25 protein-coding genes are annotated in these 26,579 nt (G+C 71.1%); 3 read left to right on the forward strand and 22 right to left on the reverse strand.

What is annotated here, in order from left to right; translation table 11 throughout:
• Positions 1 to 37: 37 nt before the first annotated feature.
• From ACFWSK_RS25215 to leuA, 5 genes are all read right to left on the reverse strand, one after another.
• The gene (locus ACFWSK_RS25215; protein WP_383790342.1) at positions 38 to 727 is read right to left on the reverse strand and encodes a response regulator; all 690 of its coding nucleotides are present in this window, start codon (positions 725 to 727) and stop codon (positions 38 to 40) included.
• Positions 724 to 2,004, reverse strand: coding sequence for a sensor histidine kinase (locus ACFWSK_RS25220; RefSeq protein WP_383790345.1), 1,281 nt, complete (start codon positions 2,002 to 2,004; stop codon positions 724 to 726). Before ACFWSK_RS25220 ends, ACFWSK_RS25215 begins: the two co-directional genes overlap by 4 nt.
• A gap of 14 nt (positions 2,005 to 2,018) precedes the next feature.
• Complete coding sequence (locus ACFWSK_RS25225) at positions 2,019 to 4,106, reverse strand: MMPL family transporter (RefSeq protein ID WP_383790490.1); 2,088 nt, start codon at positions 4,104 to 4,106, stop codon at positions 2,019 to 2,021.
• A gap of 269 nt (positions 4,107 to 4,375) precedes the next feature.
• A complete protein-coding gene (locus tag ACFWSK_RS25230; protein ID WP_383790347.1) occupies positions 4,376 to 5,080 on the reverse strand; it encodes a TerB family tellurite resistance protein in 705 nt (234 codons plus the stop codon).
• A 210-nt stretch (positions 5,081 to 5,290) separates the two neighbouring features.
• Positions 5,291 to 7,066 carry a 2-isopropylmalate synthase gene (leuA, locus tag ACFWSK_RS25235; protein WP_383790350.1) on the reverse strand — a complete coding sequence of 592 codons (1,776 nt, stop codon included), beginning with the start codon at positions 7,064 to 7,066 and terminating at the stop codon, positions 5,291 to 5,293.
• A 325-nt stretch (positions 7,067 to 7,391) separates the two neighbouring features.
• Here leuA and ACFWSK_RS25240 point away from each other — a divergent pair, with 325 nt between their 5' ends.
• On the forward strand, positions 7,392 to 8,468 hold the full coding sequence (locus ACFWSK_RS25240; protein WP_383790353.1) for a M4 family metallopeptidase: 1,077 nt from the start codon (positions 7,392 to 7,394) through the stop codon (positions 8,466 to 8,468).
• A gap of 179 nt (positions 8,469 to 8,647) precedes the next feature.
• Positions 8,648 to 8,914 (forward strand): protealysin inhibitor emfourin, encoded by a 267-nt coding sequence (locus ACFWSK_RS25245; RefSeq protein ID WP_383790356.1) that lies wholly within the window; start codon positions 8,648 to 8,650, stop codon positions 8,912 to 8,914.
• A 28-nt stretch (positions 8,915 to 8,942) separates the two neighbouring features.
• Here the strand turns inward: ACFWSK_RS25245 and era are convergent, their stop codons facing one another.
• The 10 genes from era to ACFWSK_RS25295 all read right to left on the reverse strand — a co-directional run bounded on the left by era (position 8,943) and on the right by ACFWSK_RS25295 (position 18,237).
• Positions 8,943 to 9,893 (reverse strand): GTPase Era, encoded by a 951-nt coding sequence (gene era, locus ACFWSK_RS25250; RefSeq protein ID WP_382734080.1) that lies wholly within the window; start codon positions 9,891 to 9,893, stop codon positions 8,943 to 8,945.
• A 61-nt stretch (positions 9,894 to 9,954) separates the two neighbouring features.
• On the reverse strand, positions 9,955 to 10,899 hold the full coding sequence (locus ACFWSK_RS25255) for a DUF916 domain-containing protein (protein ID WP_383790360.1): 945 nt from the start codon (positions 10,897 to 10,899) through the stop codon (positions 9,955 to 9,957).
• A gap of 61 nt (positions 10,900 to 10,960) precedes the next feature.
• A complete protein-coding gene (locus ACFWSK_RS25260; RefSeq protein ID WP_383790362.1) occupies positions 10,961 to 12,313 on the reverse strand; it encodes a beta-xylosidase in 1,353 nt (450 codons plus the stop codon).
• Positions 12,314 to 12,562: 249 nt separating this feature from the next.
• Positions 12,563 to 13,051, reverse strand: a complete 489-nt coding sequence (locus ACFWSK_RS25265) for a hypothetical protein (RefSeq protein ID WP_383790365.1) — start codon at positions 13,049 to 13,051, stop codon at positions 12,563 to 12,565.
• A 399-nt stretch (positions 13,052 to 13,450) separates the two neighbouring features.
• The gene (locus ACFWSK_RS25270; protein WP_383790368.1) at positions 13,451 to 13,819 is read right to left on the reverse strand and encodes a cytidine deaminase; all 369 of its coding nucleotides are present in this window, start codon (positions 13,817 to 13,819) and stop codon (positions 13,451 to 13,453) included.
• A 41-nt stretch (positions 13,820 to 13,860) separates the two neighbouring features.
• Positions 13,861 to 14,214 (reverse strand): MmcQ/YjbR family DNA-binding protein, encoded by a 354-nt coding sequence (locus ACFWSK_RS25275; protein ID WP_383790371.1) that lies wholly within the window; start codon positions 14,212 to 14,214, stop codon positions 13,861 to 13,863.
• Entirely contained in the window at positions 14,211 to 15,494 is a 1,284-nt protein-coding gene (locus ACFWSK_RS25280) for a hemolysin family protein (protein WP_383790373.1), read from the reverse strand. Before ACFWSK_RS25280 ends, ACFWSK_RS25275 begins: the two co-directional genes overlap by 4 nt.
• Positions 15,491 to 15,988, reverse strand: coding sequence for an rRNA maturation RNase YbeY (ybeY, locus tag ACFWSK_RS25285; RefSeq protein WP_383790376.1), 498 nt, complete (start codon positions 15,986 to 15,988; stop codon positions 15,491 to 15,493). Before ybeY ends, ACFWSK_RS25280 begins: the two co-directional genes overlap by 4 nt.
• Positions 15,989 to 16,000: 12 nt before the next feature.
• Positions 16,001 to 17,014, reverse strand: a complete 1,014-nt coding sequence (locus ACFWSK_RS25290; protein ID WP_383790379.1) for a PhoH family protein — start codon at positions 17,012 to 17,014, stop codon at positions 16,001 to 16,003.
• A gap of 119 nt (positions 17,015 to 17,133) precedes the next feature.
• Positions 17,134 to 18,237 carry a carbohydrate kinase family protein gene (locus ACFWSK_RS25295; protein ID WP_383790382.1) on the reverse strand — a complete coding sequence of 368 codons (1,104 nt, stop codon included), beginning with the start codon at positions 18,235 to 18,237 and terminating at the stop codon, positions 17,134 to 17,136.
• Between the two features lie 324 nt (positions 18,238 to 18,561).
• On the opposite strand from ACFWSK_RS25295, the gene ACFWSK_RS25300 reads away from it, so the two are divergent.
• A complete protein-coding gene (locus ACFWSK_RS25300) occupies positions 18,562 to 19,920 on the forward strand; it encodes an MFS transporter (RefSeq protein ID WP_383790385.1) in 1,359 nt (452 codons plus the stop codon).
• Here the strand turns inward: ACFWSK_RS25300 and ACFWSK_RS25305 are convergent.
• From ACFWSK_RS25305 to hrcA, 7 genes are all read right to left on the reverse strand, one after another.
• The gene (locus tag ACFWSK_RS25305; protein WP_383790388.1) at positions 19,884 to 20,876 is read right to left on the reverse strand and encodes an adenosine deaminase; all 993 of its coding nucleotides are present in this window, start codon (positions 20,874 to 20,876) and stop codon (positions 19,884 to 19,886) included. The two genes, ACFWSK_RS25300 and ACFWSK_RS25305, sit on opposite strands and share 37 nt — an antisense overlap.
• Positions 20,877 to 20,911: 35 nt before the next feature.
• Entirely contained in the window at positions 20,912 to 21,820 is a 909-nt protein-coding gene (locus tag ACFWSK_RS25310) for a ribonuclease Z (RefSeq protein WP_383790391.1), read from the reverse strand.
• Between the two features lie 16 nt (positions 21,821 to 21,836).
• The gene (locus ACFWSK_RS25315; RefSeq protein WP_383790394.1) at positions 21,837 to 22,196 is read right to left on the reverse strand and encodes a histidine triad nucleotide-binding protein; all 360 of its coding nucleotides are present in this window, start codon (positions 22,194 to 22,196) and stop codon (positions 21,837 to 21,839) included.
• Between the two features lie 128 nt (positions 22,197 to 22,324).
• Positions 22,325 to 23,071 carry a 16S rRNA (uracil(1498)-N(3))-methyltransferase gene (locus ACFWSK_RS25320; RefSeq protein WP_383790397.1) on the reverse strand — a complete coding sequence of 249 codons (747 nt, stop codon included), beginning with the start codon at positions 23,069 to 23,071 and terminating at the stop codon, positions 22,325 to 22,327.
• Positions 23,068 to 24,141: a nitronate monooxygenase gene (locus tag ACFWSK_RS25325; protein WP_383790399.1), complete on the reverse strand. Its 1,074-nt coding sequence runs from the start codon at positions 24,139 to 24,141 to the stop codon at positions 23,068 to 23,070. The genes ACFWSK_RS25320 and ACFWSK_RS25325 overlap by 4 nt, the downstream gene beginning before the upstream one ends.
• A gap of 155 nt (positions 24,142 to 24,296) precedes the next feature.
• Positions 24,297 to 25,433 carry a molecular chaperone DnaJ gene (dnaJ, locus tag ACFWSK_RS25330; protein ID WP_383790402.1) on the reverse strand — a complete coding sequence of 379 codons (1,137 nt, stop codon included), beginning with the start codon at positions 25,431 to 25,433 and terminating at the stop codon, positions 24,297 to 24,299.
• On the reverse strand, positions 25,434 to 26,450 hold the full coding sequence (gene hrcA / locus ACFWSK_RS25335) for a heat-inducible transcriptional repressor HrcA (protein ID WP_173313218.1): 1,017 nt from the start codon (positions 26,448 to 26,450) through the stop codon (positions 25,434 to 25,436).
• Positions 26,451 to 26,579 lie beyond the last annotated feature (129 nt).

The following is a 26,579-nucleotide window of genomic DNA, read 5'->3' on the forward strand; positions in this document are numbered from 1 at the left end:
TCCATTGTCGCCCACCGGGGGTCCGCGCCGGCCGCGGTCACCGTTCCCCGCCGCCTTCGGTACCGGCGGCCGGTACGACGAGCCCGGACTCGTACGCCACGATGACCAGCTGGGCGCGGTCCCGGGCACCCAGTTTGCCCATGATCCTGCTCACATGGGTCTTCGCGGTGAGCGGACTGAGGCCCAGGGTCTCCGCGATCTCGGTGTTGTTCAGGCCCCGGGCGACGAGACCGAGCACCTGGCGTTCCCGGTCCGTGAGGCAGTCCGGGCCGGCCGCGGTGCCCGGGGCGGGTGCCGCGGGTGCGCTGAGCACCCGGGCGATCAGCCGGGCCGTCGGGCCGGGCGAGAGCAGGGACTCCCCCGCGGCCACCGTGGTGATGGCGGCGAGGAGTTCGGCGGGTCTGGTGTCCTTGACCAGGAAGCCCGAAGCGCCCGCGCGCAGCGCCTCGACGACGTGCTCGTCGGTGTCGTACGTCGTCAGGACCAGCACCTTCACTCCGGCGAGGTCCTCGTCGGCCGCGATACGGCGAGTGGCCTCGATGCCGTCGAGTTCGGGCATCCGGATGTCCATGACGACGAGGTCGGCCCGTGTGCCGCGGGCCAGTTCGACCGCCTCCAGGCCGTTGCCCGCCTGGCCCACGACCGTCATGCCCGGGTCGGAGTCGACGAGCATCGCGAAGGCGGCGCGGACGAGCGTCTGGTCGTCGGCGAGCAGGACCCGGATCACAGCGCCGTCCCCCGTACCGTCATGGCGGAATCGCCCGGGGCCGCCGCGTGCTCCTGGAACGGCAGCACCGCCGCCACCTCGAACCCGCCGCCGGGGCGCGGTCCCACGCTGAGCGTGCCGCCGGTGCTGCGTGCCCGCTCGCGCATCCCCACGATGCCGAATCCCGGCCCGGCAGCGCCCTCCTGGGGGCCCGGACCGTCGTCGGTGACCGTGACCCGCAGGGCGGGGCTGCCGGGGTCCGGTGCGACGGCCACCGTGATCCGCACGCCGGGCCCCGCGTGCCGTACCGCGTTCGTCATGGACTCCTGCACGATCCGGTAGGCGGCGGCCCCGGTAGCCGGGGCGAGCCGGCCCGGCGGGGTCCGTACCGAGAGATCCACTCGCGCCCCTGCCGCCTCGGCCGCCCTCACGAGACCTGGCAGTGCGGCCAGGTCCGGCAGCGGCCCGTCGCCGTCCCCGGAGCCGGTGCGCAGGACCTGGAGGGTGGTGCGCAGTTCGGCGCGGGCCTCTCGGCAGGTCTCGGCGATGTCGTCGAGGGACCTGGCGACCGCCTCCCGGTCCAGGCGGTCCGGGTCGACGGTCAGGATGTGCGAGGCCACCGAGGTCTGCACGCCGATCACGGTGATGCTGTGGGCCAGCAGGTCGTGCAGATCGCGCGCGATCCGCAGCCGTTCCTCGGCCACCCGGCGCGCGGCCTCCTCCTCGCGGGTGCGCTCGGCCCGTTCGGCGCGCTCCACCATCGAGGCGACGTACCGGCGGTAGAAGCGGACGTCGACGCCGCAGAACAGCACGGCGATGATCCAGCCGGAGATCCGCAGGAGTTCGAGCCCCTGGTGGGCGTCGATGCTGCTGACCACCGACACCATGGCACCGAGCGCGACCGCGCCGGTCAGGATCGTGCGCAGCGGCCTGCCCGTGACCGCGACGGTGTAGAGCGCGATGAAGGTCTGCGGCATCGGCGCCGAGTGCGCGTTGTCGAGTGCGTGGTACGCCATGAGGACCGGGATCATCGTCAGCAGGACGACGACCGGACTTGTGCGCCGCCACACCAGCGGCAGAGCGCTGCCCAGCAGCAGGGCCCAGCCGAGCGCGTCGGGAACCCGCCCGTCGCCGGTGACGAGGGCCAGCACGACGGAGAGCGCACCGGCGCCCCCGGCAACGAGGGCGTCGGTGCGCAGCTTGTGCGGGGCGTCCATGGGGTCGCGGTTGACGACGGCCAGGACGCGCTCGCTGCGGCGCGCGGTTCGGGGTGCGGACACGCTGCCATCCTCCGGCATGGGTACGGACACCGTCAGCGGGTCGCGACGAGTTCCGGTTCGCGGGGCGCGTCCGGTCCGGCGGCCGGAGGCTTCCGGCTGAGCACACCGGGCCACCACACCGTGCGTCCCAGGGCCACGCTCGCCGAGGTCACCAGGTACGTGCGGACCAGGAACGTGTCGAGCAGTACGCCGACCGCGATGACGAAGCCCAGTTCGGCCAGGGCCACCATCGGCATGCTCATCAGCACCCCGAAGGTGGCCGCGAGCACCAGTCCGGCCGAGGCGATCACCGCGCCCGTGGTCCGCAGCGCGGTGAGAGCGGCCTCCGTCGGTCCGGCCCCGGACAGGGATTCCTCCCGCATCCGGTGCATCAGGAAGATGCCGTAGTCGACGCCGAGTGCCACCAGGAAGACGAAGGAGAGCAGCGGCAGTCCCGGATCGGTGCCCTCGAACCCGAGGAGCGGTTCGAAGACGAGTCCGGCGATGCCGAGGGAGGCTCCCCAGACGGCGACGACGGCGGCGACGAGCATCAGCGGGGCGAGGAGGCTGCGCAGCAGTACGACGAGGATCAGCAGGACGGAGAGGATGACGAGCGGCACGACGACCTTCAGGTCACGGGCGTTGGTCTCCTCCAGGTCCAGCTGCTGGGCGCTGGGGCCGCCGACGTGGCTGCCGTCCAGGGCGCCGCGCAGGGCCTCGATGGTGGCCCGCTCCCCGGCCGACTCGAGCCGGTCCCGGGGGACGACGGACAGTTCGGTCCAGCCGCCGCCACCGCGCCCGCGTTCGACGGAGACGACGCCTTCGGTGCCGCGTGCCTCCGCGAGGGTCTCGTCGGCCCGGCCGGTGGGCGCGATCACGGTGATCGGCTGGGTTCCGCTGTCGGGGTAGGCGTTGCCGAGGGTTTCCATGGCGGCGATCGAGTCCGGCGTACTGGTGAAGAAGTTCTCCTGCTTGAGGTCGCCGGGCAGGGCGAAGGCACCGAGGGACAGCGCGCCCAGCAGGACACCACCGGAGACGAGCACGGCGACGGGCCTGCGCCCGGCGGAGCCGCCCATCGCGGCGAACAGGGAACGGCGCCGCTTGGGCACGCTTCCGTACGCGGGCACGATCGGCCAGAAGACGCGGCGGCCCAGCACCACCAGGAGGGCGGGCAGCAGGGTCAGCATGGCGAACAGCGCGCACAGCACGCCGACGGCCGCGATGGGTCCCATGCCGCGACTGCTGTTGAGGTCGGCGGCCATCAGGCAGAGCAGCCCCGCGGCGACGGTCCCGGACGAGGCGACGACGGCGGGCCCGCAGCCGCGCAGGGCGGCGGCCATGGCGTCGTAGGGCCGGCTGAAGCGGCTCAGTTCCTCGCGGTAGCGGGCGACGACGAGCAGCGCGTAGTCGGTGCCCGCGCCGAAGACCAGAATGGTCATCACCCCGGAACTCTGGCCGCTGACCGTGACGTCGAAGCCCCGGTTGAGTCCGTACGCCACGGCCATCGACAGGAAGTCGGCCATCCCGGCGACGACGAGCGGCACCAGCCAGAGGAACGGACTGCGGTAGATCAGGATCAGCAGGATCGCGACGACGGCGACGGTCGTGTAGAGCAGCGGCCCGCCGAGCGAGCCGTAGACCTCCTGGGCATCGACGGTCAGCGCCCCGGGCCCGCCGACCTCCACGCTCAGTCCCCCGCCCCCCTTCGCGGTCTCGCGGATCTCGCCGACGAACGCTGCCCTGACCTCCTCGTCCTGTCCGGGCTCGGTCGAGGAGACCGCGTACATCAGCGTCGTACCGTCCTCGGACGGCACGCCCCGGGGGGCGGCGCTCAGTTGGTGGTTCCCGGCGATCGCGGCGGTCTGTTCGCCGGCCGTGGCCCGGTCGGCGGGGGTCAGCCCGCTGTCGCGGTGGTAGACGAGGACGAGATCGGTGGACTCTCCTCCGGGCAGCGTGTCCTGGATCTTCGCCACCTGCGTGGAGTCGGCGTTGGCCGGCAGGTAGTCGACGGCGCGGTCACGCTGCACGTCCCCGAGCTTGCCCGCGAACGGCCCGGCGACCGCGATCAGGGCCACCCAGAACGCGACGATCACCCACGGCACGGCCCGCCGCACCCCCGGCCGTGTCCGCGCCCCGCTCATTTCCGTATCGGCCCCCATGACGCGGGCCCTCCCCTCCTGGACGGTGTCTGGCTCACCTCCAGACTCCCGGCAGCGAGGGACCGGCTCATCCCACGAGGGACCGACTTCGGAGCTACTGCCGGGGGTGTCCCGACCCCCTGCCTACTCCCCGGGGAGTACGACCACCGTTCCGAACCCGCCCGGCCACACCAAGCCCGTCCGCCAAGGACACCTTTCAAGCCCGCCCAGGCCACACCAAGCCCGTCCGGCGGTTGAGAACAAGGCCCGCCCTAGGAAGGCGTACGCGCCGCAGCCGCCAGCAACCGATTCGTATCCTCCGCGCACAAGGACAACGCACTGCCCACCGTCGCCAGCACCTCCCGCTCCGCCGGGCTGTACGGCCCGTCGGCCAGCGCGATCCGCGCGCCCTGGAGCAGCACCGACTCCCGCCCCGCCGCGGCCAGATGAGGGGCGAGCGGCTTCAGCACCTCGTGCAGCTCTATCGCCAGCGTCGCTCCGCACGCCTCCGCCGCCGGGTCGGAGCCGGGCCCGTGCCCGGTGTCGGCGGCGAGCACCTCGACGATGATGGAGAGCTGCTCCTGGGTGCAGTCCTCCAGCCCGGCGTCCCGAACGATGGCGACCGCGGTGTCCAGGACCGTACGGGAGCCCGTGCCGCCCGCGGCCAGGACACCCAGGGTGACGGTGTGCACGGCCTCCCGGAGCATCGCGGAGAACCGGGTGGTGGTGGGGTGGTCGAGGGCGTCGGTCGGGAAGTGGTCCCGGCAGACGGCGCATTCGACGACGGGCCCGGCACTGCCGCGCCGCAGCAGCGGCACCCCGAGGACGGCGAAACGGCGACGCCCGGTGAGGCGCCGGTAGTTGCGGTCGCCCCCGCAGCCGGGGCAGAAGAACTCCCCGTCGCCGACGGTGTCCCAGACGGTGCGGATGCCGTAGATACGCAGTCTTATGGCGCGTTGTCCTTTGGCTGACCGCACGTCGCACACCTCCGTAACGCTCCGGCAACATTGCCGCGTTGGACGTGATGTTAGCCACACCCGTGATGCGACGTCAGCATCTCGGATGTCACAACCCTCGGAGATGGCCGAACCCCGCCCACCCTGAGCAGGTGAACGGGGTCCTGGAACCACGGGGTTACGCGGCATATCGCACGTTCGTCCGCAGGGGACCCGGACGGCCGCGGACCGTTAGCGCGTCGCGCGGTTGACCGCGGAGACGACCGCCTTGAGCGAGGCGCGCGTGGTGTTGGCGTCGATACCGATGCCCCACAGCACCTTGCCGTCGATCGCGCACTCGATGTACGAGGCGGCCTGGGCGCTCGCACCCTCGCTCATCGTGTGCTCGGTGTAGTCCAGCAGACGGGCGTCGATGCCGATGGCCTGCAGCGCGTCGAAGAAGGCGGAGATCGGGCCGTTCCCGGTGCCGGTCAGCACGGTGTCCGTACCGTCCACGGTCGCCTCGACGGTGAGGGTGTCCTTGCCGTCGGTGTCGGTCGTGGTCTGACCGGAGCGGATCTGTACGCGACCCCAGGCGTTCTCGGGGTTGGGCAGGTACTCGTCCTGGAACGTCGACCAGATCTGCGTCGGTGTGACCTCGCCGCCCTCGGCATCGGTCTTGGCCTGAATGATCCGGGAGAATTCGATCTGCATCCGGCGCGGCAGATCCAGCTTGTGGTCGTTCTTGAGGACGTACGCGATTCCGCCCTTGCCGGACTGCGAGTTGACCCGGATGACGGCCTCGTACGAGCGGCCGACGTCCTTGGGGTCGATCGGCAGGTACGGCACGGCCCACTCGATGTCGTCCACCGTCTTGCCCTGGGCGGCCGCGTCGGCCTCCATGGCGTCGAAGCCCTTCTTGATGGCGTCCTGGTGGGAGCCGGAGAAGGCGGTGTAGACCAGGTCGCCCGCGTAGGGGTGGCGCGGGTGGATCTCCATCTGGTTGCAGTACTCGGACGTACGGCGGATCTCGTCGATCTGAGAGAAGTCGATCTGCGGGTCGACGCCCTGCGAGAACAGGTTCATGCCCAGCGTGACCAGGTCGACGTTGCCGGTGCGCTCGCCCTGCCCGAACAGGCAGCCCTCGATCCGGTCCGCACCCGCCATGATCGCCAGTTCGGCGGCGGCGACGGCGGTGCCGCGGTCGTTGTGCGGGTGGACCGACAGGCAGATGTGCTCACGACGGGTCAGGTTGCGCGACATCCACTCGAAGCGGTCCGCGTGCGTGGACGGCGTCGAGCGCTCCACGGTGGCGGGCAGGTTCAGGATGATCTCCCGGCCCGCCTCCGGCTGCCAGACGTCACAGACGGCCTCGCAGACCTCCAGGGCGAAGTCCAGCTCGGTGTCGGTGAAGATCTCCGGGCTGTACTGGTAGCCGAAGATCGTCTCCGGGCCGAGGATCTTCTCGGCGTACTCCATGACCAGCCGGGTGCCGTCGACCGCGATCTGCTTGATGTCGTCCTTGGAACCGCGGAAGACGACCCGGCGGAACGTCGGCGCCGTGGCGTTGTACAGGTGCACGGTGGCCCGGTGAGCGCCGCGCAGGGACTCCACGGTGCGCTCGATCAGGTCCTCACGGGCCTGCGTCAGGACGGAGATCGTCACGTCCTCGGGAATCGCGCCCTCTTCGATGATGGAACGCACGAAGTTGAAGTCGGTGTCACCGGAGGACGGGAAGCCGACCTCGATCTCCTTGTAGCCCATGCGTACGAGCAGATCGAACATCTCGCGCTTGCGGGCCGGGGACATCGGGTCGATCAGGGCCTGGTTGCCGTCGCGCAGGTCGGTGGACAGCCAGCGGGGCGCCCGGGTGATCCGCTGCTCCGGCCACGTGCGGTCGGGGATGTCCACGGCGTCGTACTGGCCGTACTTGTGGACCGGCATCCCGGAGGGCTTCTGGAGCTGCGTGGCGTTGGTGACGGGCGTGGGCCGGCCGACTGCGTTCTCGACGGGGTTTACGGCGGTCATGACGTAGGGCTCCTCGGAGTCCGGCATGGAGGGGGTCCCCCGGCTCCGGAAGAGCGCGGGAGAGGCCGACTGTGTCGCTGCAACACCGGACTCCGCGGGGAGGGGGTCGGCCTACGACTACAGACCCTCGCCGCGGCAGCTAAGAAGGAGCAGCCCGAAACGCATGATGCGGCGAGACTACCCGAGAGGCACCCGGGGCGCCGGTGCCGTATCAGTATGCGGGACCGGGCCATCGGTAACGGGTGAACAGTGACTCATCACTCCATTTCGTCAATCATCGTCGCAACCGGCGACAACGACGTCACGGAGTGCCACAGTTTTTGGCATGCAGCCTCGACCCAGCAACGGGCTCAGCCCCGTCTTCTGCACCATCGTGCCGCCCCAGATCCTCGACAAGCTGTCGCAGTCGGACGACCCCCGCCTCGCCGGTCCCGCACGCCGGACGCTGGAGGCCGACGGCGCCAAGCGCGCCCGCCGCCGGCTGACCGCCCTGGCCGGCGTCCCCGCCGTCCGGACCGCCGCTGGCACTCCCCCCACCACACCGCACCGCACCCTGTACGACTGCCGCCACGGCACCGATCTGCCGGGCCACAAGGTCCGCGACGAGGGCGAGGAGCCCACCCAGGACGCGAGCGTCAACCGCGCGTACGCGGGGCTCGGCGCCACCTTCGAGCTGTTGCACAAGGAGTTCGGCCGCAGCTCCATCGACGGGAACGGGCTGCCGCTCATCGGCTCCGTGCACTACGACGAGCAGTACAACAACGCGTTCTTCGACGGCGAGCAGATGGTGTTCGGCGACGGGGACGGGGAGATCTTCCTCGACTTCACCGTCGCCATCGACGTGATCGCCCACGAGTTGGCGCACGGGCTGACGCAGTACACGGCCAACCTGGTGTACGAGGGCCAGCCGGGCGCGCTCAACGAGTCCGTCTCGGACGTCTTCGGCGCGCTGGTGAAGCAGTACTCGCTGGGCCAGAGCGCACGGGAGGCCGACTGGCTGATCGGCGCGGGACTGCTCGCGCCCCGGGCCAGCGGGGTCGCCCTGCGCTCGATGAAGGCTCCGGGCACGGCGTACGACGACGACGTACTCGGCAAGGACCCGCAGCCCGCGACGATGGACGACTACATCGAGACGGAGGAGGACAACGGCGGGGTCCACCTCAACTCGGGCATCCCCAACCGCGCGTTCTACCTGCTGGCCACCGCGCTCGGCGGCAACGCGTGGGAGAAGGCGGGCCGGATCTGGTTCGACGTACTGACCGGCGGCGAGCTGGCATCGGACGCGGACTTCGCGGCCTTCGCCCGGCTGACCTTGGCAGCGGCGAAGACCCGGTTCGGCGCGGGAGACGAGTCGGAGGCGGTCGTCAAGGCGTGGTCGGAGGTAGGCGTCCCAACCACTTGAAAACCAGCCGGCGCCTGACGGCACCTCTCCAGCCCACCCCGGCCACCTCAAGCCCGTCCGGCGCTTGAGGACATCCTTGAGCCCGTCCGGCGGTTGAGGGCATCATTCGAGCCCGTCCGGCGTTTGAGGACACGGCACGGTCACACGTCGCGCACCACCACAACCCAGGCAGGGGACCCATGCGGATTCAGGTGAGCCGGACCGGCGGATTCGCCGGCATTGCACGCCACCGTGAGGTGGACACCTCGGGCCTGCCCGACGCGCCTGAGTGGGAGGCCCTGGCCGCATCCGCACTCGGTACCGGCCGGAGCAGGCCGGCGACCGGAGTCCCGGACGGCTTCAGTTACCGGATCACGGTCGGCGACCGGACCGTCCACTGCGCGGACCCCGAACTGACCGAGGCCCAGCGCACGCTGATCTCACGAGTCCTCAAGGAGGGCGCGTGAGATCGGCGGGTTGGCGGTCCCGGCCGGGCTAGAACCCCAGCTTGCGCAGCTGCTTCGGGTCGCGCTGCCAGTCCTTGGCGACCTTGACGTGCAGGTCGAGGTAGACCGGCGTGCCGAGCAGCGCCTCGATGTGCTTGCGCGACTTCGTGCCGACTTCCTTCAGCCGCTTGCCCTGCGGGCCGATGATGATGCCCTTCTGGCTGGGCCGCTCGATGTAGACGTTCGCGTGGATGTCCAGCAGCGGCTTGTCCGCCGGCCGGTCCTCGCGCGGCAGCATCTCCTCGACGACCACCGCGATCGAGTGCGGCAGCTCGTCCCGTACGCCTTCCAGCGCGGCCTCACGGATCAGTTCCGCGACCATGACCATCTCGGGCTCGTCGGTGAGGTCGCCCTCCGGGTAGAGCGGAGGGCTCTCCGGGAGCAGCGGCGCGATCAGGTCGGCCAGCAGCTCCACCTGGTCGCCCTTGACCGCGGAGACCGGGATGATCTCGGCCCACTCGAAGCCGAGCTCCTCGCCGAGGCGGGAGACGGCCAGCAGCTGCTCGGCGAGCGTCTTGGAGTCGACCAGGTCGGTCTTGGTGATGATCGCGATCTTCGGCGTCTTCTTGATGCCCGCGAGTTCCTTGATGATGAACTTGTCGCCGGGGCCCAGCTTCTGGTCGGCGGGCAGGCAGAAGCCGATGACGTCGACCTCGGCCCAGGTGGTCCGCACGACGTCGTTCAGCCGCTCTCCGAGCAGCGTGCGCGGCTTGTGGAGGCCGGGGGTGTCGACCAGGATCAGCTGCGCGTCCTCGCGGTGCACGATGCCGCGCACCGTGTGCCGGGTGGTCTGGGGGCGGTTCGAGGTGATCGCCACCTTCTGACCGACCAGAGCGTTCGTGAGGGTGGACTTGCCCGCGTTGGGGCGGCCCACGAAGCAGGCGAAGCCGGCCCGGTGGGGGGCGTTGTTCTCAAGGGTACGAGCGCTCATGGCGCCCATTCTCCCCGATCGCGGCGGCTGCGGCGTACAACGTGCCGCCGCGGACCTTGTCGCGGACGCCTCAGGAGGCGTGCGGACGGCGCCGACGTGCCCGTATCCACAGGCCCGTACCCGTTCCGAAGATCACCAGCAGGACCGCCGCGAACGGCCAGGGCAGCGCGACGTACGAGACCGTCGCGGTCTCCCGGGTGTCCCGGGCGTCCGCGGTGAGCTCGATCCGGCCCCATTCCAGCTGGGGTGCGCCGGCCCAGGGTTCGGTGAGCCGGACCTTCTGGCGGGGCAGCAGTTCGGAGGGGATCTTCTTCAGGTCGCGGGCGAGGAGCGTCCGGCCGAAGAGGCCCTCGGCCTTCAGGGCGACCTTGGGGTTCAGCGTGACGTTGCCGCGGTTGTGGAGGGTGTACGAGATGACGGCCCGGCTCGTCCCGGTGCCGGGGACCAGCGGCCGGGTGTGCTCGACCGACAGGTCGTCGACGGTGAGGGCGGGCATGGCCGGCCCGTTCACCCGCAGATAGACCCGGGCGCCGACCGCCCGCTGTACGCCGACGGCGACCGCGCCCTGTCCGCCGGCGCCGATGCGCTCGTCGAGGGCCACGATCGCGCCCGGGTGGTCGCCGGGCTCGGCGGTCTCGGGGACGGTGAGGGTGTACGGGACGGTCACCGAGGCGCGTGCGGGGACCCTGACCCGGTCCCGGGCCGGCTTCGCCCAGGCGCCGACTCCGCGCCGGGGCTCGTCGCGGGTCCGTACGGCGAAGCCGCCGTCCCGTGCCGTGTTGTACGCGTCGGCGGCGTAGAGCAGGAAGGTCATGGGACGGGCGGTCCTGTTGGTCACGGTGACCCGGTCGGTGAGCGTGGTGCCGGGGCCGGTGGAGAGGTAGAAGTACGGGCGGCCGGTCCCGGAGGACGCGGGCTCGACGGACCATTCCCCGTTGTCGGCGGCCCGGGCGGTGTCCGGGGCTGCGTACAGGAGCGCGATCGCGGCCAGGAGCAGTGCGGACAGTCTGCGCACGGTGCGGAACCCCCGGGTTCGGGGCGGGCCGGACGGGTGCGCGTCCGGCCTGCCGTGGGTGTCAGGTGAGGGTGAGGGTCAGGACACCGGAGTAGGCGCCGGGGGGCGTGAACTCGGGTACGTCCAGGGAGAGGCCAGCGTCGACGGTGAACTCACCACCGGTGAACCCGGCGTTCGGCGTGGACGCCAGGGTCGCGCCCGCGCTGCCGACCGTGCCCTCGGAGCCGGCCGCACAGGTGCTGGGGCTGCCTTCCCTGGTCGCGCAGGCCGGGGTCCAGCTCAGCTCCCCGGCGTCGATCGCCGCCCCGCCGGGACCTGTGAAGTCGGTGACTCTGCCGGTCAGGGACCAGCCCGCGGGCCCTCCGCGGAAGTCCTTGACCGTCACCGTGTTCAGGGCTCCGGTCGAGGCGCCGCCCGCGCCGAAGTCGACGGCCGTCAGCTGGACGGTGTCGCCGGCCTGGGTCATGGACAGGCTGCCGCCCTTCACCAGGGAGTCGATCCGCTGGCTGAGCGGGGGCACATCGCCGACGAGGGTGTACGCGGCAGGTCCCGCGCCCTTCGCCGGGTCCCAGCTCGCGCCCTCGAACGCGACGATGCCGACGGTCGCCGGATCGGTGATCCTGGGCCGGAAGGTGAAGCCGCCACCGGCGGCCGCCTTGGACGTGATCTTGTCGGCGGTCGGCGCGGAGCCGTTCCATCCGGCGACGGTCACCTCGGTGTCCGGGGTGAACCCGGTCCCGGTGACGGTCACCCGGTCGCCGGGCTTTCCGGCGGCCGTGCCCAGCGTGATGGCGCGTTCGTTGACCGGGCCGCCGCCGCCCGTCGCGGTGATCGTCTCGGAGACGGGGGCGGGCGGGCTCTTCACGGTGCAGGGGGTGTCCAGCTCCATGAGGTAGCTGGTGTGGATGTTGTAGTCGCCGGGCGACAGCCTGATCTCGCCCGGCGCCGTGACCACGAAGGTGCCGGTCATCTCGAAGGGCGGGAACGCGCCCAGGCCGGGCACGGGTGCGTTCTTCCTGGGCCCGGTCACGGTGACGGAGCCGGTCTGCGCCCCGGCCAGGGTGAGCTTCCCGGTGGGGGTCATGATGTCGGCGGGCAGGGGCAGGTCCACGGGGTTGCTGGCCGCGGGCCTGACGACCTTGTAGGTCACCGTGACCGTGTCGCCCACCGCTGGGGCCGTGTTGTCGACGGTGATCTGCGCGGTGGTCGTGCCCTCGATCGGCGGGATGCCCGCGATGGGCGGCGGCACGCAGCGGGTGGCGAAGTCCACCGCCACCGACGCCCCGGCCGTCGCTCCGGCGGCGGGCGCCAGCACTCCACCCCCGGTGACCGCGAGCGCGGCCACTCCCACCACTGCTGCCCAACGGTGCCTTCGCCCGGCGGATCTTCGGCTCGGCGGTCCCAGAGTTGCCATGGTTCGTGCCCCCTCCTGAGGGTGTGGGCGCAGCGTTCTGCGGTACTTCTGCGCCTACGGGCGGCCATTGACGACCGGCCGGAAGAAGAAGTCAAGGGACACGAAATGTCCCATCTGATGGTCCATCAGATACTGTCAACTTCCGCACGACTGCGGCAGGATCAGCACTCACCGGATGACAGGAACGCCGGTGGGCCGCTGCCGCCGATTGGTGCGGCGGCAGCGGCCGTTGTGCGACCCGGCTTCCGGTCAGTTGACGACGAACGGCCCCGGAGCCTGCGAGGTGACCGCTTCGCAGGCGACCGTCGTACCGAAGATCTTGAGCGTGAGCGCGGTACCCGCGAAGTACGAGTCGAGGGTGTTACCGGGAGCGAAAGCGGTGGCGCTGGTCAGCGGCCCGCTGCGGAACGCACTGAACGCCGGGATGGACGGGTTGCTGCTGCCCGCGAAGGTGGCCGTTGCCGGGCCGCCGTTACGGGTCAGCTTGAGCGTGGTGGTCGCGGCGCCCGCCCCGATGGGCAGAGGGGTGACGACCGAGGTGCTGACGGTGATGGTGATGCTGCTGCCCGACTGCACGGCACGGAGGCTGGCGTCGCCACCGCCGAAGCTCCCGCAGTCGTAGTCCGCCCTGGCGTCCGTGGGCGTCACCGCCGTCGCGGCCGGCGCGAGGGCCAGTCCGCTCACGGCGAGGGCGCCCGCGGCCAGTGCCGCACCGATACCGAGTCTGCTGCGTCTCATTCGGATCCCCTTCCCTTGTCAGGGAGTTGTCGTCTGCCGCACGAGGGCGCACGGGTCCGCGCAGTGGGGTCCCACCGGGCCCGCGGTCCGGTCGTACGGCATGCGGGCACGGCGCTGCAGGGCTGCGTGGAGGGTGTGCGCGGACCGTCCGCGGGCGGGGGGCGCGCCGCACGGAGGGCTGGACGGCCGAAGGCGGCACGGGGCTGCGGCTCGCGCCCCGTACCCGGCCGTCGGTGTATCTGACGGTCCGTCGGATGAACTGCTGTTCATTGATGCGCAGCGGGGCAGCGATTGCAAGGGGAAGTCGCCTGATTCTTCAGGGACTTGGGGAGGTTTCACTCCTGTCCGGCCGCCCGTGCGGGCTCCTCGGCGGAGCTCGCACGGGCGACGGAGCGGGAATCAGCCGGCCGGGGTGGTGAGCCGCAGTGCGCCGTCGGGGCCCGCCAGCAGGACCGGGGTCTGCGGGCCGCCCAGGTCGCGCACCGCCGCACGGTCCGCGTCCGCAGCGCTTTCGGCCTCGGTGACCACGGCCGCGGCCTCAAGGGACTTCGCTCCGCTCGCCACGGCCATCGCGACCGCGGTCTGCAGGGCGCTGAGCTTCAGCGAGCCGAGGTCGACGGTGCCGGCGACGTACGTACGCCCTGTCTCGTCACGGACGGCGGCGCCCTCGGGCACTCCGTTGCGCGCCCGTGTGGAGCGGGCCAGCGTGATGAGCTTGCGGTCCTCGGCGGCGGGCCCGGTGCTCTGGGGGTCGGTGCTCTCGGTCATGGCCCGAGCATAGGCCAGGGCCATGACCGCGGGACGGCCGGTCAGGGGCGGTCGAGGCGGAGCCGTTCCGCCTTCGGCAGACCCGCAACCACCAGGTCGTAGGAGTCCTCGATCAGCTCGCGGACCATCGCGTCGGGGAGGCCCGCGACCGTCACGGTGTTCCAGTGGCGCTTGTTCATGTGCCAGCCGGGAACGATCGCGGCGTGCTCCTCACGGAGCCGGATCGCCTCGTCCGGGTCGCACTTCAGATTCACCGTCAGCGGACGCGCGTCCAGCACGCTGAGCGCGAACATCTTCCCGAGCACCTTGAAGACCGACGCCTCCGGCCCGAACGGGAACTCCTCCACGCTCGCGTTGAACTCCAGACAGAACGCCCTCAGCTCCTGCGGGGTCACGCGGCCTCGGCCCCCGCCGGCTCCGCCAGCACCGTGACGATCTTGTTCCGGCGGCCCGCCGGGGACTCGGCGGTCAGCCGGAGCCTGCGCCCGTCGGGAAGGTCCACCACCGACGAGGCACCCGCGATCGGGACCCGGCCGAGCGCCTTGGCGAGCAGACCTCCGACCGTCTCCACGTCCTCGTCGTCGTACTCGTCGAGGCCGAACAACTCCCCGAGGTCGCCGATGTCGAGCCTGGCCGTGACCCGGAAACTGCCGTTCTCCAGCTCCTGGACCGGCGGCAGCTCACGGTCGTACTCGTCGGTGATCTCGCCGACGATCTCCTCGAGGATGTCCTCGATGGTGACGATGCCCGCCGTGCCGCCGTACTCGTCGATGACGACCGCGACGTGGCTGCGGTCCTGCTGCATCTCGCGCAGCAGGTCACCGGCGTTCTTCGTGTCCGGTACGAACGCGGCGGGCCGCATCGCCGTGGAGACCGGATCGGCCTCCGACTCGCGGTTGATGTGCGTCTTGCGGACCAGGTCCTTGAGGTACACGACGCCGACGATGTCGTCCTCGTTCTCCCCGGTGACCGGGATGCGCGAGAAACCCGAGCGCAGCGCCAGCGTCAGCGCCTGGCGGATCGTCTTGTAGCGCTCGATGCAGACGAGGTCCGTGCGCGGCACCATCACCTCGCGTACGAGCGTGTCGCCGAGCTCGAACACCGAGTGCACCATGCGGCGCTCGTCGTCCTCGATGAGCGACTCCTGCTCGGCGAGGTCGACCATCGCGCGCAGCTCGGCCTCACTGGCGAACGGGCCCTTGCGGAAGCCCTTGCCGGGCGTCAGCGCGTTGCCGAGGAGGATCAGCAGCTGCGGGATCGGGCCCATGATCCTGGCCAGCGGCAGCAGGACGTACGCCGCCGCCGTCGCCGTGTTCAGCGGGTGCTGGCGTCCGATGGTGCGGGGGGAGACCCCGATGGCGACGTACGAGACGAGGACCATGACGCCCATCGCCACGGCCAGCGCCTCCCAGGTCTCCGGGAATTCCTTCAGGCAGGCGTACGTGACGAGCACCCCGGCCGACATCTCGCAGGCCACCCGCACCAGCAGGGCGACGTTGAGGTAGCGGGTCGGGTCGGCCGCGACCTGTTCCAGCTTGGCGCTGCCGCGCCGTCCGGCCCGGACCGCCTCGGCGGCCCGGAAGCTCGACGTGCGGGCGATGCCCGCCTCGGCGCAGGCCGCGAGCCAGCCGACGACCACCAGCAGGACGGCGCCGGAGATGAGGGGCACGCTCACGAGACGGTGGGGGCCGGGGAGGGACCGGTCAGCCCGCGCTCACCGCGCCAGCCGTCGACGATCGCCGCCTGGAGGCCGAACATCTCGGCCTTCTCGTCCGGCTCCTCGTGGTCGTAGCCGAGGAGGTGCAGCACACCGTGGACGGTGAGGAGCTGGAGCTCCTCGTCCATGGAGTGCCCGGTCTCGGCCTCCTCGCCCTGCCGCTTCGCGACCTCCGGGCAGAGCACGATGTCACCGAGGAGCCCCTGCGGGGGCTCCTCGTCGTCCTTGACCGGCGGACGCAGCTCGTCCATCGGGAAGGACATGACATCCGTAGGGCCGGGAAGGTCCATCCACTGGATGTGGAGCTGCTCCATGGCGGCGCTGTCCACCACGATCACCGAGAGCTCGGAGAGCGCGTGGATACGCATCCGTGCCAGTGCGTAGCGGGCGATGTCGAGGATCGCCTGCTCGTCGACCTCGGTTCCGGACTCGTTGTTGACATCGATCGACATGGTGCGCTGTGACTACTTCCCGTTGGGGCTTTCTCGGTTGTCGTACTTCTCGTACGCGTCGACGATACGGCCGACCAGCTTGTGCCGGACGACATCCTGGGAGGTGAGCCGGGAAAAGTGGACGTCCTGGATGCCCTCCAGGATGTCCTGGACCTGCCGCAGGCCGCTCTTCGTGCCGGTCGGCAGGTCGACCTGGGTGACGTCACCGGTGACGACGATCTTCGAGTCGAAGCCGAGCCGGGTCAGGAACATCTTCATCTGCTCGGCGCTGGTGTTCTGCGCCTCGTCGAGAATGATGAAGGCGTCGTTGAGCGTTCTGCCCCTCATGTACGCCAGGGGCGCCACCTCGATCGTGCCCGCCGCCATCAGCCGCGGGATCGAGTCGGGGTCGAGCATGTCGTGGAGTGCGTCGTAGAGCGGGCGCAGATACGGGTCGATCTTGTCGAAGAGCGTGCCGGGCAGGAAGCCGAGCCGCTCTCCCGCCTCGACGGCGGGCCGCGTCAGGATGATCCGGCTGACCTGCTTGGACTGGAGCGCCTGGACCGCCTTCGCCATGGCGAGATAGGTCTTGCCGGTGCCCGCGGGGCCGATACCGAAGACGATCGTGTGCTTGTCGATCGCGTCGACGTACCGCTTCTGGTTGAGGGTCTTGGGGCGGATGGTGCGGCCACGGCTGGAAAGGATGTTCTGGGTGAGTACGTCAGCGGGGGTCTCGGAACCATCCCCGTCGCCGTTCTCGCTCGCCCTGAGCATGGCGATCGAGCGTTCCACTGCGTCCTCCGTCATCGGCAGACCGGTGCGGAGCACCAGCATCATCTCGTCGAACAGTCGCTGGATCAGGGCGACTTCCGCCGCATCCCCGACAGCGCTGATTTCGTTGCCCCGGACGTGGATGTCGGCTGCCGGGAACGCCGTTTCGATCACGCGCAGCAGCGAGTCACCCGATCCCAGGAGCATCACCATGGGGTGAGCGGCCGGAATCCTGATCTGGGCACGCGCCTGCGGCTGTGTGGGTGTCTGAGTCATGGGCCGGCCCTCGGGCCTGCACATACCTCCCGTTGCAGGGTTCTCGCTGCTCGACAACCTCTGGATCACCAAGCCTACGACTTGGCACTGACAACACCGAGGGATTTTCGCAGTCCGCGCTACTGGCGGAAGCCGATCGTCGGTACGGCACGGCGCAGCGGCCAGGAGCGGCTCGCGGTCGGCAGCAGCTCCTCCAGGAAGGCGTACCGCTCCAGGGCGGCCGGGTCCTGGTCGGCATGGGTGCGCACCTGCTGCCACCAGGCGGCGATCTCCGACCAGCCGGGGGCGGACAGCGAGCCGCCGAACTCCTGCACGGACAGCGCGGCGGTGAGCCCGGCGAAGGCCAGGCGGTCGGCGAGCGGCCAGCCGGCCAGCGTGCTGGTGACGAAACCGGCGACGAAGACGTCGCCCGCCCCGGTCGGGTCGAGGGCCTCCACCTCGATGGCGGGCACCTCGGCGGTGGTGCCGGTCGTCCCGTCGACCGCGTAGGCGCCCTCCGCGCCGAGGGTGACCACGGCGAGAGGCACCCGCTCGGCCAGGGCGTGGGCCGCCGCGCGCGGGCAGTCGGTCCGGGTGTAGCGCATCGCCTCCTCGGCGTTGGGGAGGAAGGCCGCGCAGTGTGCGAGGTCGGGCAGGGCGTCCAGGTCCCAGCGGCCGGTCTCGTCCCAGCCGACGTCGGCGAAGATCAGGGCGCCGTTGCGTGCCGCGGTGGCCACCCAGGGTTCGCTGCGGCCGGGGACGAGGGAGGCGACGGCGGCGCGGGCACGCGGCGGGCAGTGCGGGAACGTCCGGCCGGGGACGGCGTCCGTCGCGGGAGCGGGGGCCTCGTGACCGTGCGAGACCATGGTCCGTTCGCCCTCGTACGCCATGGAGACGGTGACGGGCGAGTGCCAGCCGGGCACGGTGTACGACATCGACAGATCGACACCCTCGCCCTGTTCGAGGGCGTCCCGGCAGTACTCCCCGTAGTGGTCGTCGCCGAAGGCCGCGGCCATCGAGGTGCGCAGGCCGAGCCGGGCGAGTGCGGTGGCCATGTTGGCGACGCCGCCGGGGCTCGATCCCATGCCGCGCGCCCAGGACTCCGTACCGCGCACGGGTGCGCTGTCCAGGCCGGTGAAGATGATGTCGAGGAAGACCGTGCCTGTCAGGAAGACGTCGCATGCCGGGTCCTGCGGGACCCGCAGTCCCACGAGCGGATCGATGCCTGTGCTGCCTGTGCTCACCGTGCGCTCCCCGTACGAGATCTGAACAGTGCGAGACCCGGCCAGTCTGCCCGATCCGCCTCCGCATCCGGGTAGCGCGCGCCGCGCTCACTCGCCCTGACCTGCGCAAACATGCGCTGTTACCCCTCTGCCACGCCAGCAAACGCATATGTGATCCAGATCACAGCTCGGTGACTTTCGGCCGGGTCTGCGCGCTTGATACAAATTGGCCCGCGAGCACCGTTGGGGACAGTTACTGACGAGTGCCCCGACTCCCCCCTTTTCTCCTCGCCGTACCCTCCCCTGCCTTCTTCTGCCTCTTCTGGCATGTCTTCAGGAACGCCCATGTCCCCGCGCCCGCGCGCCGCGTGGCCCTTGGTTGCCGTGTTCACCGCCGGTTACCTCGCCGCCTATCTGCTCCCCACCATCGTCGGCCGGCTCAGCACCTCTCTGGGCCTCGGTCCGGCCCAGGCCGGCCTGGTCGGCAGCGCCCTCCTGCTGAGCTCCGCCTCCGCCGGCTTCACGCTGGCGGGCCGCGTCGAGCGGTACGGGGCACAGAGACCGGCGCGCATCGGACTGCTGCTGGCCTTCGTGGGGTACGGCTGCGCCGCGTCGGCCGGGTCCGTCCCCCTGGTGGTCCTGGGCGCGGTCATCGGCGGCCTCGGCTCCGGTACGGCGACCGCGGTGGCCGCCTCGGGCATCGCCGCGCAGGGCGATCCGCACCGGACCTCGTCCCTGGGGCTGCTCAGCGTGTCCGCGACCGCGGGCGCCCTCTATCTGACGATCCCGCACCTCGGCGGCGGCCACCGGCTGCCGTTCGCTTCGATCGCGCTCGTCGCACTGCTCGTCTGGCCCGCCACCTCGCGCCTCGGTGGCCCCGTACCCGCGGAGTCCGCCGTCCCGGCTTCCGGGCGGCTTCCGCACCGCCGCTCCGGTCTGGTGCTGGCGGGCGGCATGCTCGTCTGGTCGATGGCGCAGAACGCGCTGTGGGGCGTGAGCAGCCGGATCGGTGTCGTGCAGGTCGGACTCTCCGAGGTCACCATCGGCGCGGTGTTCGCCGCCGCGCTGGGGGCGGGGCTGCTCGGCGTGATGGGAGCCGGACTGCTCGGGGCACGGCTCGGCCGGGCCGTGCCGATCGGCTTCGGCACGATGATCATCGCCGGGAGCATCGTGCTCAGTTCCTCGGCCGGGAGCCTCGGTTCGTTCGCGACCGGGGAGATCGTGTGGAACGCCTTCTACCCGGTGGTCCTCTCGTATCTGATCGGCCTGGCCGCGTCGCTCGACGTACGGGGCCGCTGGGCGGTCCTGGCGGGCTCCGCCTCGTCCGTCGGGGTGGCCTGCGGCCCGGTGCTGGGCAGCGTGCTGTCCGAGGCGGCCGGCTACTCCGTGATGGGGCTGATCCTGGGGGCCGTCACGCTCCTGGTGGCGGCGCCCGTGACCGCGGTCGCCCTGCACACCGGTGGCCGTCCGCTGGTGCCCGGCTCGGTCCGCCGCCGGGGTGGCGCGCCGGCCGCCCTGCTCGCCGCCACCACCGGTTCCCTCCCGGGCGCCGTACCCAAGCTGGGCTCACCGGAGCAGGCCGTCACGGAACTCAAGGTTCCCGCGCTGCGCCGCAGGCGCCTCGGCAGGAACGCGTTCCGGACGGCCGGTCCGGCGGGCGGGCCCGGTCAGTCGAACGCGTACGCCTCGACCTCGGAGAGGTAACGCGCCCTGCGCTCCTCGTCGTGGTCGAGGAAGGCCGCCTCGAAGGAGTTGCGGGCCAGTGTGCGCAGGTGTTCGTCGTCCAGGCCGAGCGCCTCGTGGACGGCGTGGAAGGTGTCTCCGACGTATCCGCCGAAGTAGGCCGGGTCGTCGGAGTTCACCGTGCAGAGCAGCCCGGCGTCCATCATGGCCCGCAGGGGGTGCTCCTCCAGGATGTCGATGGCGCGCAGCCGTACGTTGGACAGTGGGCAGAGCGTGAGCGGAATGCGGTCCGCGACCAGCCGCTTCACCAGGTCCGGGTCCTCCATGCAGCGCAGCCCGTGATCGATGCGCTCGACACCGAGGATGTCCAGGGCCTCCCGGATGTACGCGGGCGGGCCCTCCTCGCCGGCGTGGGCGACCTTGCGCAGTCCGAGGGCGCCGGCCGCCTCGTACACCTCGCGGAACTTCGCCGGCGGGTGGCCGACCTCGGCGGAGTCGAGGCCGACGGCGCTGATCCGGTGCAGATACGGCTTCGCGGCCTCCAGGGTCTCCAGCGCCGACTCGGCCGACTGGTCGCGCAGGAAGCACATGATCAGCTGGGTGGAGATGCCGTGCGTCTCCTCGCTGCGGTCCAGCGCCCTGCCGAGTCCCTCGACGACGGTGCCGATCGGGACGCCGCGGGCGGTGTGCGCCTGCGGGTCGAAGAAGATCTCCGCGTGCCGGACGCCCTGGGCCGCGGCGCGGGTGAGGTAGGCGTTCGCGAGGTCCTCGAAGTCCTCCTCGGTGCGCAGCACGGCCATCAGCGCGTAGTAGAGGTCGAGGAAGGTCTGGAGATCGTCGAAGAGGTAGGCGGTGCGCAGCTCTTCGGTGTCGGCGAAGGGCAGCGTCACCCCGTTGCGCCCGGCGAGGGCGAAGGCCAGCTCGGGTTCGAGGGTGCCTTCGATGTGGAGGTGGAGTTCTGCCTTGGGGAGGTGCACGTTGTCTCACTCACGAATGGTGGTGCTGATGTGATTCAGAGGTGCCTGGTGGGCACGGGGACCCGCATCAGGTCCCGGGCGACGGTCAGTTCGCCCGTGAACCCGGCGGCTCTGGCCTGGGCCTCGAAGAGGCCCGGGTCGTCGTACCGCTGCGAGAAGTGGGTCAGCACGAGGTGCCGTACGCCCGCTTCCGCCGCCACCCGGGCGGCCTGCCCGGCGGTCAGGTGGCCGTGGTCGGTGGCGAGCCGCTCGTCCTCGTCGAGGAAGGTCGACTCGATGACGAGCAGGTCGCAGCCCTCGGCGAGCACGTACACGCCGTCGCACAGTCTGGTGTCCATGACGAACGCGAACCGCTGCCCCCGTCTGCGCTCGGAGACGGCGTCGAGCGGGACTCCGCCGAGGGAGCCCTCGCGCTGGACGCGGCCGACGTCCGGCCCCCTGATGCCGTGCTCGGCGAGTTTCGCGGGGAGCATGCGCCGCCCGTCGGGCTCGGTCAGCCGGTAGCCGTAGGACTCGACGGGGTGGGAGAGCCGGTGGCTGTCCAGGGTGTACGCGTCCGTGGTGGCGAGGGGCCCGTCGGCGGCGACGGGCGCCTCGGTCAGCCGCACGGTCTCGCGGTAGGCGGTCGCGTACCGCAGCCGGTCGAAGAAGTGCTGTCCGCTCGCCGGGTAGTGCGCGGTGACGGGGTGCGGGACCTGGTCGAGGTTGATGCGCTGGATCACCCCGGCCAGTCCCAGCGAGTGGTCCCCGTGGAAGTGCGTGACGCAGATCCGGTTGATGTCGTGCGCGGCGACCCCGGCCCGCAGCATCTGGCGCTGGGTGCCCTCGCCGGGGTCGAAGAGGATGCCCTCGCCGTCCCACCGCAGCAGGTAGCCGTTGTGGTTACGGTGCCGGGTGGGAACCTGGCTGGCGGTGCCGAGGACGATCAGTTCGCGTACGGACATCGGTGAGCTCTGCCCGCTATCCGGGGGGCCACTGGAGTCCGCGTCCGCCCAGGACGTGGGCGTGCGCGTGGAAGACGGTCTGTCCCGCGCCGGCCCCCGTGTTGAGGACGATGCGGTACCCGGTGTCGGCGACCTTCTCGTCGGCGGCGACGAGACCGGCCTCGCGCAGCACGTCGGCGGCGATCTCCGGCTCGGCGGCGGCGAGCGAGGCGGCGTCCCGGTAGTGGGCCTTCGGGATGACCAGAACGTGCGTCGGGGCCTGCGGGTTTATGTCGCGGAAGGCGACGGTGGTGTCGCTCTCGCGGACGATGGTCGCCGGGATGTCTCCCGTGACGATCTTGCAGAACAGGCAGTCGGGCTGCGGCTCTCCCGCCATGGCACGGCCTCCTCGGTCGCTGGTGATCAGTACGTGGGCATGCTATCCGGGACGGGCCGGCGGAACCGGTGAAGCCCGCCACCGCTGCCGTACGGGCCCTGGGGCCGCTCGTCTGGAAACGGAAGGCCCTAGCCCCAGCGGCCCGTGCGCCCCAGCAGGAGGGCCGTCGCGGCCGTTCCGGCCGTGGAGGTGCGCAGCACGCTGTGCCCGAGCCGGTAGGGGCGGGCGCCGGCCTGCGCGAACGCCGCGAGCTCGTCCGGGGAGACGCCGCCCTCCGGGCCGACGACGAGCACGATCTCCCCCTCGGAGGGCAGCACGGCGGTGGCGAGCGCCTCGCTGTCGTGCGCGCGGTCCTCGTGCAGGACACCCGCGAAGTCGGCGGAGGCCAGAAGCGCGGCCACCTGCTTGGTCGTCATCGCCTCGGTCACGTCGGGGAAGCGCACCCGGCGGGACTGCTTCCCCGCCTCCCGGGCCGTACTGCGCCACTTGGCCAGCGACTTGAGCCCGCGGTCGCCCTTCCACTGCGTGATGCAGCGCGAAGCCTGCCACGGCACGATCGCGTCGATGCCCGTCTCCGTCATCGTCTCGACGGCCACCTCGCCGCGGTCACCCTTGGGGAGGGCCTGGACGACGGTGATACGGGGGCTGGGCACCGGCTCCTCGTGCACCGGCTCCAGGTCCGTCACGAGGAGCCGGTCCTTCCCCTCGGCTGCCCGGACGATCCCCTCCGCCCAGCGGCCCCGCCCGTCGGTCAGGACGACCTCCTCGCCCGCGTGCAGCCGCTTCACGGAGACGGCGTGCCGTCCCTCGGGGCCGTCCAGGACGAACTCGGCCCCGCCGGGGAGCTGTTCGACGACGAAGACCGGTGCCGTCACTCGGCACTCCTCACACTCAGGGCCGCGCGCGCGGCTTCCAGTTCGGCGGCGAGCAGGTCGATCAGTTCACCGGCGGGCAGCTCGCGTGCCATCCGGTGCCCCTGGCCCGCCCACAGCGCCATGCCCTGGGCGTCGCCCGCCTTGGCGGCGGCCTTGCGCAGAGCGCTCGTCATCTGGTGCACCTGCGGATAGGCGGCCGGGGCGTAGGGGCCGTGCTCGGTCACGAAGCGGTTGACGAGACCGCGCGCGGGGCGCCCGGAGAACGCCCGGGTCAGCGCGGTCCGCACGAACAGCGGGTTGGTGAGTGCCTGCTTGTGCAGCAGGTGGGCCCCCGACTCGGGGGTGGCCAGGAAGGCGGTGCCGAGCTGCGCCGCGTCGGCCCCCGCGGCGAGTACGGCGGCGATCTGGGAGCCGCGCATCAGGCCGCCCGACGCGATGAGCGGAATCTGCACGCTCTCGCGCACCTGGGCGAGGAGGGCCAGCAGCCCGATGCCGGTGTTGTCGGCCTGCGGGTCGTCGCGGTGCGTGGATTGGTGGCCGCCCGCCTCCACGCCCTGGACGCAGACGGCGTCGGCGCCCGCCCACTGCGCGGCCTGTGCCTCCTCGGCGGAGGTGACCGTCACCACGGTGTACGTGCCCGCCTGGGCGAACGCGTCGAGGGTTTCCCGGGAGGGGCAGCCGAAGGTGAAGGAGACGACCGGAACCGGGTCCTCCAGGAGGATCGCGGTCTTGGCCTCGTAGCCGTCGTCGCCACCGCAGTCCACCTCGCCGAGCGGAGTCTCGTACCAGAGGGCCTCACCGGCGAGCTGGTGCCGGTACACCTCGACGGCGCTCGGGTCGGCGTGGCCGGTCTGCGGCATGAAGAGGTTGACGCCGAAGGGCTGCCCGGTCAGTCCGCGCACCAGTTTGATCTCGTTGTACATGCCGTCCGCCGTCTTGTACCCGGCGGCGAGGAAACCGAGCCCACCGGCCTCGGCGACAGCGCCGACGAGCTGCGGGCCGGACACTCCGCCCGCCATGGGGGCCTGCACGATCGGATACCGGCAGAGATCGGTCAACGCGGAGGACATGACCGCATCGTGCCACGTCCGGTGCACCGCGCCGAATCAGCCAGGGGGCGGCGCGGACGGTATACCACCGCAGCCCTCTGCACACGCCGCACCGCCCGCCGGTAAGAGACCGGCGGGCGGTGCGGGGTAAGGCCACAGGCGTTTGGCGCGGGCGGTCAGCGACCGTTGAACGCGTCCTTCAGCCGGGAGAAGAGCCCCTGCTGACCTGGCTGAAACTGCCCGGTGGGCCGCTCCTCGCCACGCAGCTTCGCGAGCTCGCGAAGGACGCGCTCCTGCTCCGCGTCCAGCTTCGACGGGGTCATGACCTCGACGTGCACGATGAGATCACCGCGCCCGCCGCCCCGCAGATGCGTGATGCCGCGCCCGTGCAGCGGAACCGACTGGCCGGACTGCGTGCCCGGCCTGATGTCGATCTCCTCCATGCCGTCCAGCGTCTCCAGCGGCACCTGGGTGCCGAGGGCCGCCGCCGTCATCGGGATGGTGACCGTGCAGTGCAGGTCGTCGCCTCGCCGCTGGAACACGGCGTGCGACAGCTCGTGGATCTCGACGTACAGATCGCCGGCCGGGCCGCCGCCGGGGCCGACCTCGCCCTCGCCCGCGAGCTGGATCCGGGTGCCGTTGTCGACACCTGCCGGGATCTTCACCGTGAGCGTGCGACGTGAGCGGATGCGGCCGTCTCCGGCGCACTCCGGGCAGGGGGTCGGCACGACCGTACCGAAGCCCTGGCACTGCGGGCAGGGCCGCGAGGTCATGACCTGGCCGAGGAAGGACCGGGTGACCTGCGAGACCTCACCGCGGCCGCGGCACATGTCACAGGTCTGGGCGGAGGTGCCGGGCGCGGCGCCCTCACCGCTACAGGTCGTACAGACGACCGCCGTGTCGACCTGGATGTCCTTGGTCGTACCGAAGGCCGCCTCGGAGAGGTCGATCTCCAGCCGGATCATGGCGTCCTGGCCGCGCCGGGTCCGTGAACGGGGCCCGCGCTGGGACGCCGTACCGAAGAACGCGTCCATGATGTCGGAGAAGTTGCCGAAGCCACCCTGTCCGAATCCGCCCGCGCCACCGCCGCCGGAGGCGGACAGCGGGTCGCCGCCGAGGTCGTAGACCTGCTTCTTCTGCGGGTCCGACAACACCTCGTAGGCGGCGTTGATCTCCTTGAACCGCTCCTGGGTCTTCGGGTCCGGGTTGACATCCGGATGCAGCTCGCGGGCGAGCCTGCGGAATGCCTTCTTGATCTCGTCCTGAGATGCGTCGCGGCGCACGCCGAGTACGGCGTAGTAGTCCGTGGCCACTTACGACTCCGCCAGGATCTGTCCGACGTAACGTGCCACTGCGCGTACCGCTCCCATCGTTCCGGGGTAGTCCATGCGGGTCGGTCCGACCACGCCGAGTTTGGCGACTGCCTCGTCGCCCGAACCGTAGCCGACCGCGACCACGGACGTGGAGTTGAGGCCCTCGTGGGCGTTCTCGTGACCGATACGTACGGTCATGCCCGAGTCCTTGGCCTCGCCGAGCAGCTTCAGCAGCACGACCTGCTCCTCCAATGCCTCCAGCACCGGCCGGATCATCACAGGGAAGTCGTGCCCGAAGCGGGTGAGGTTGGAGGTGCCGCCGATCATCAGCCGCTCCTCCGTCTCCTCCACCAGAGTTTCGAGAAGGATCGAGAGGACCGTGGAAACGGTTCCTCTGTCCTCGCCCTCGAAGGACTCCGGCAAGTCCTGCACCAGTTGCGGGACATCCGCGAAACGGCGACCCACGACACGGCTGTTGAGCCGCGCCCGGAGGTCCGCCAGAGATGTCTCACCGAACGGCGCAGGGCAGTCGATCATACGCTGTTCGACCCGGCCGGTATCCGTGATCAGCACCAGCATCAGCCGGGCCGGAGCCAGCAGGAGCAGTTCCACGTGCCGCACCGTCGAACGGGTCAGCGAGGGGTACTGCACGACGGCGACCTGCCGGGTCAGCTGCGCGAGCAGCCGCACGGTACGGCCCACGACGTCGTCGAGGTCGACCGCGCCGTCGAGGAAGTTCTGAATGGCCCTGCGCTCCGGCGACGACAGGGGCTTGACGCCCGCGAGCCGGTCGACGAAGAGCCGGTAGCCCTTGTCCGTCGGAATGCGCCCCGCGCTGGTGTGGGGCTGGGCGATGAAGCCCTCGTCCTCCAGCACCGCCATGTCGTTGCGGACCGTGGCCGGGGACACCCCGAGGTTGTGCCGCTCGGTCAGCGCCTTGGAGCCGACCGGCTCCTCGGTGCCGACATAGTCCTGGACGATGGCGCGCAGCACTTCGAGTCTGCGTTCGCTGAGCATCGCGCACACCTCCAGCTGTGGTTCCCGGTCTCGTCCTGGCACTCTGTGCGTTCGAGTGCCAGCATTCCCCTCCGTCAGTGTACGGGGGCGGGGTGGCCCCCGGGCAAGGGCGACCGGTCACGCTACCGC

The organism is Streptomyces sp. NPDC058620, assembly GCF_042717135.1.
Taxonomy (GTDB): Bacteria; Actinomycetota; Actinomycetes; order Streptomycetales; family Streptomycetaceae; genus Streptomyces.